Here is a 3,513-nt window from a genome sequence, read left to right as displayed (position 1 = left end):
ACGGTCTCCGCGGAGTCCGTCGACCCGGCCGCGTTCGCGTCGGCGTTCCGGGAGTCCGGCGCCACCGTCGCCTGCCTCTGCTCCAGCGACGCCCTGTACGGCGAGCACGCCGCGGCCGTCGCCGACGCCCTGAAGGAGGCCGGGGCACAGCGGGTGCTGCTGGCCGGCCGGCTCGCCGAAGTACCCACCGGAGTAGACGAGTTCATCCACGCGGGCGGGGACGCGGTCGCCGTCCTGACCTCCCTGCTGGACCAGATCGGAGTTGCCCGATGATCCCCGACTTCACCGGAATCGGGCTGGACGGCTCCGCCCGGACGGTCTCCCCCGACGAGTGGCGGGCCGCCTGGCGGCAGTCGACCGGCAAGGACGTCGACGAGCTCGTCTGGGACACCCCCGAGGGCATCGGCGTCAAGCCGCTGTACACCGCCGACGACCTCGCCGGGCTGGACTTCCTCGACACCTACCCGGGCGTCGCCCCGTACCTGCGCGGGCCCTACCCGACCATGTACGTCAACCAGCCGTGGACCGTCCGCCAGTACGCGGGCTTCTCCACCGCCGAGGAGTCCAACGCCTTCTACCGCCGCAACCTCGCGGCCGGCCAGAAGGGCCTCTCGGTCGCCTTCGACCTGCCGACCCACCGCGGCTACGACAGCGACCACCCGCGCGTCACCGGCGACGTCGGCATGGCGGGCGTCGCCATCGACTCGATCTACGACATGCGCCAGCTGTTCGACGGCATCCCGCTCGACAAGATGTCCGTGTCGATGACCATGAACGGCGCCGTGCTGCCCGTGCTCGCGCTGTACATCGTCGCCGCCGAGGAGCAGGGGGTGCCACCCGAGAAGCTGGCGGGGACCATCCAGAACGACATCCTCAAGGAGTTCATGGTCCGCAACACCTACATCTACCCGCCGCAGCCGTCGATGCGGATCATCTCGGACATCTTCGCGTACACCTCGCAGAAGATGCCCCGGTACAACTCGATCTCCATCTCCGGATACCACATCCAGGAGGCCGGGGCCACCGCCGACCTGGAGCTCGCCTACACGCTCGCCGACGGGGTCGAATACCTGCGCGCGGGCCTCGACGTGGGCCTGGACGTGGACGCCTTCGCGCCGCGGCTGTCGTTCTTCTGGGCGATCGGCATGAACTTCTTCATGGAGGTCGCCAAGCTGCGCGCGGCCCGGCTGCTCTGGGCCAAGCTGGTCAAGCAGTTCGACCCGAAGAACCCCAAGTCCCTCTCACTGCGCACCCATTCGCAGACCTCCGGCTGGTCGCTCACCGCCCAGGACGTGTTCAACAACGTCACGCGCACGTGCGTCGAGGCGATGGCCGCCACCCAGGGCCACACCCAGTCGCTGCACACCAACGCCCTCGACGAGGCGCTCGCGCTGCCCACCGACTTCTCCGCCCGCATCGCCCGCAACACCCAGCTGCTCCTCCAGCAGGAGTCCGGCACCTGCCGCGTCATCGACCCGTGGGGCGGCTCGGCCTACGTCGAGAAGCTCACCCACGACCTCGCCAACCGCGCCTGGCAGCACATCCAGGAGGTCGAGGCGGCCGGCGGCATGGCCAAGGCCATCGACGCCGGCATCCCGAAGCTGCGCGTCGAGGAGGCCGCCGCCCGCACCCAGGCGCGCATCGACTCCGGCCGCCAGCCGGTCATCGGCGTCAACAAGTACCGGGTGGAGAGCGACGAGCAGATCGACGTCCTCAAGGTCGACAACTCCTCGGTCCGCGCCCGCCAGATCGAGAAGCTGCGCCGGCTGCGCGAGGAGCGCGACGAGGCCCTGACCCAGGCGTCGCTGAACGCGCTCACCCGCGCCGCCGAGGCCGGGCCGCAGCGCGGCGGCTCCCTCGACGGCAACCTCCTGCACCTGGCCGTCAACGCCGCCCGGGCCAAGGCCACCGTCGGCGAGATCTCCGACGCCCTGGAGAAGGTGTACGGCCGCCATTCCGGCCAGATCCGTACCATCTCCGGTGTGTACCGAGACGAAGCGGGCCCGTCGGCCTCCCTCCAGCGCACCCGGGACCTCGTCGAGCGCTTCGAGGAGGCCGAGGGCCGCCGCCCGCGCATCCTCGTCGCCAAGATGGGCCAGGACGGCCACGACCGCGGCCAGAAGGTCATCGCCACCGCCTTCGCCGACCTCGGCTTCACGGTGGACGTCGGCCCGCTCTTCCAGACCCCGGACGAGGTCGCCCGCCAGGCCGTCGAGGCCGACGTCCACATCGTCGGCGTCTCCTCGCTGGCCGCCGGACACCTCACCCTGGTGCCCGCGCTGCGCACCGCGCTCGCCGAGGCCGGACGGGACGACATCACCATCGTCGTCGGCGGCGTCATCCCCCCGCAGGACTTCGACGCCCTCTACGAGGCCGGCGCGGCGGCGGTCTTCCCGCCCGGCACCGTCATCCCGGACGCGGCGTACGACCTCCTGAAGTCACTGGCGGCCGACCTCGGCCACGAACTGTGAGTTCCTGATCGCATGCCTCCGCGGACGATCGACCTCGATCAGTACGTTTCCGGCGTCCTGGACGGCTCGCGCGCGTGGATCGCGCGGGCCGTCACGCTCGTCGAATCCATCCGGCCCGACCACCGCACGCTGGCGCAGCAGTTGCTCCAACGGCTGCTCCCGCACGCGGGCGGCGCGGTCCGGGTCGGCATCACCGGCGTGCCCGGTGTCGGCAAGTCGACCTTCATCGACTCCTTCGGCTCGATGCTGACGGCGGCCGGCCACCGGGTCGCCGTCCTCGCCGTCGACCCGACCTCCAGCCGCACGGGCGGCTCCATCCTGGGCGACAAGACCCGGATGGAACGCCTGGCCGTCGACCCCGCCGCCTTCGTCCGCCCCTCCCCCACGTCGGGGACGCTGGGCGGGGTCGCGAAGGCCACGCGGGAGTCGATGGTCGTGATGGAGGCCGCCGGGTACGACGTCGTGCTGGTGGAGACCGTCGGCGTCGGCCAGTCCGAGACGGCGGTGGCGGGGATGGTCGACACCTTCCTGCTGCTGAGCCTCGCGAGGACCGGCGACCAGCTCCAGGGCATCAAGAAGGGCGTACTGGAGCTGGCGGACGTCATCGCCGTCAACAAGGCGGACGGCCCGCACGAGACGGACGCGAAGGGCGCGGCCCGTGAACTCGCTGGCGCGCTGCGGCTGTTGCAGGCACCGGACTCTCCGTGGACGCCGCCGGTACTGACGTGCAGCGGCCGGGAGGGGCTGGGCCTCGACGTGCTGTGGGAGCGCCTGCAGCAGCACCGCAAGGTGCTCGACGCGACGGGCGCGCTGGCGGCGAAGCGGCGGGAGCAACAGGTGGAGTGGACGTGGACGATGGTCCACGACCAGCTGTATGCGCGGCTGCACGAGCACGACGAAGTGCGGCGCGTGGCAGGGGACTTGGAGTCCCAGGTCCGCACCGGAACGCTGCCGGCGGGCCTGGCGGCCCAGCGGATCCTGGAAGCCTTCTTCGGCGCGGCCTAGCCGGAGCGGATCACGCTGCCCCGGAGAGGGAGCAGAG

2 protein-coding genes and 1 pseudogene are annotated in these 3,513 nt (G+C 71.3%); all 3 read left to right on the top strand.

Annotation, left to right across the window (positions count from 1 at the left end; translation table 11 throughout):
* A pseudogene (locus AB0O00_RS32865) lies at positions 1-273 on the top strand (methylmalonyl-CoA mutase); the annotation flags it as partial.
* On the top strand, positions 270-2,471 hold the full coding sequence (scpA, locus tag AB0O00_RS32860) for a methylmalonyl-CoA mutase (protein WP_363658045.1): 2,202 nt from the start codon (positions 270-272) through the stop codon (positions 2,469-2,471). The pseudogene AB0O00_RS32865 and the gene scpA, both read left to right, overlap by 4 nt.
* A gap of 12 nt (positions 2,472-2,483) precedes the next feature.
* The gene (gene meaB, locus AB0O00_RS32855) at positions 2,484-3,476 is read left to right on the top strand and encodes a methylmalonyl Co-A mutase-associated GTPase MeaB (RefSeq protein ID WP_363658043.1); all 993 of its coding nucleotides are present in this window, start codon (positions 2,484-2,486) and stop codon (positions 3,474-3,476) included.
* Positions 3,477-3,513: the final 37 nt, after the last annotated feature.

The sequence above is a fragment of the Kitasatospora sp. NPDC093558 genome, from assembly GCF_040683475.1.
Taxonomy (GTDB): Bacteria; Actinomycetota; Actinomycetes; order Streptomycetales; family Streptomycetaceae; genus Kitasatospora.
Note: the sequence above shows the minus strand (reverse complement) of the source record. Positions and strands in the feature narration are given on the sequence as shown.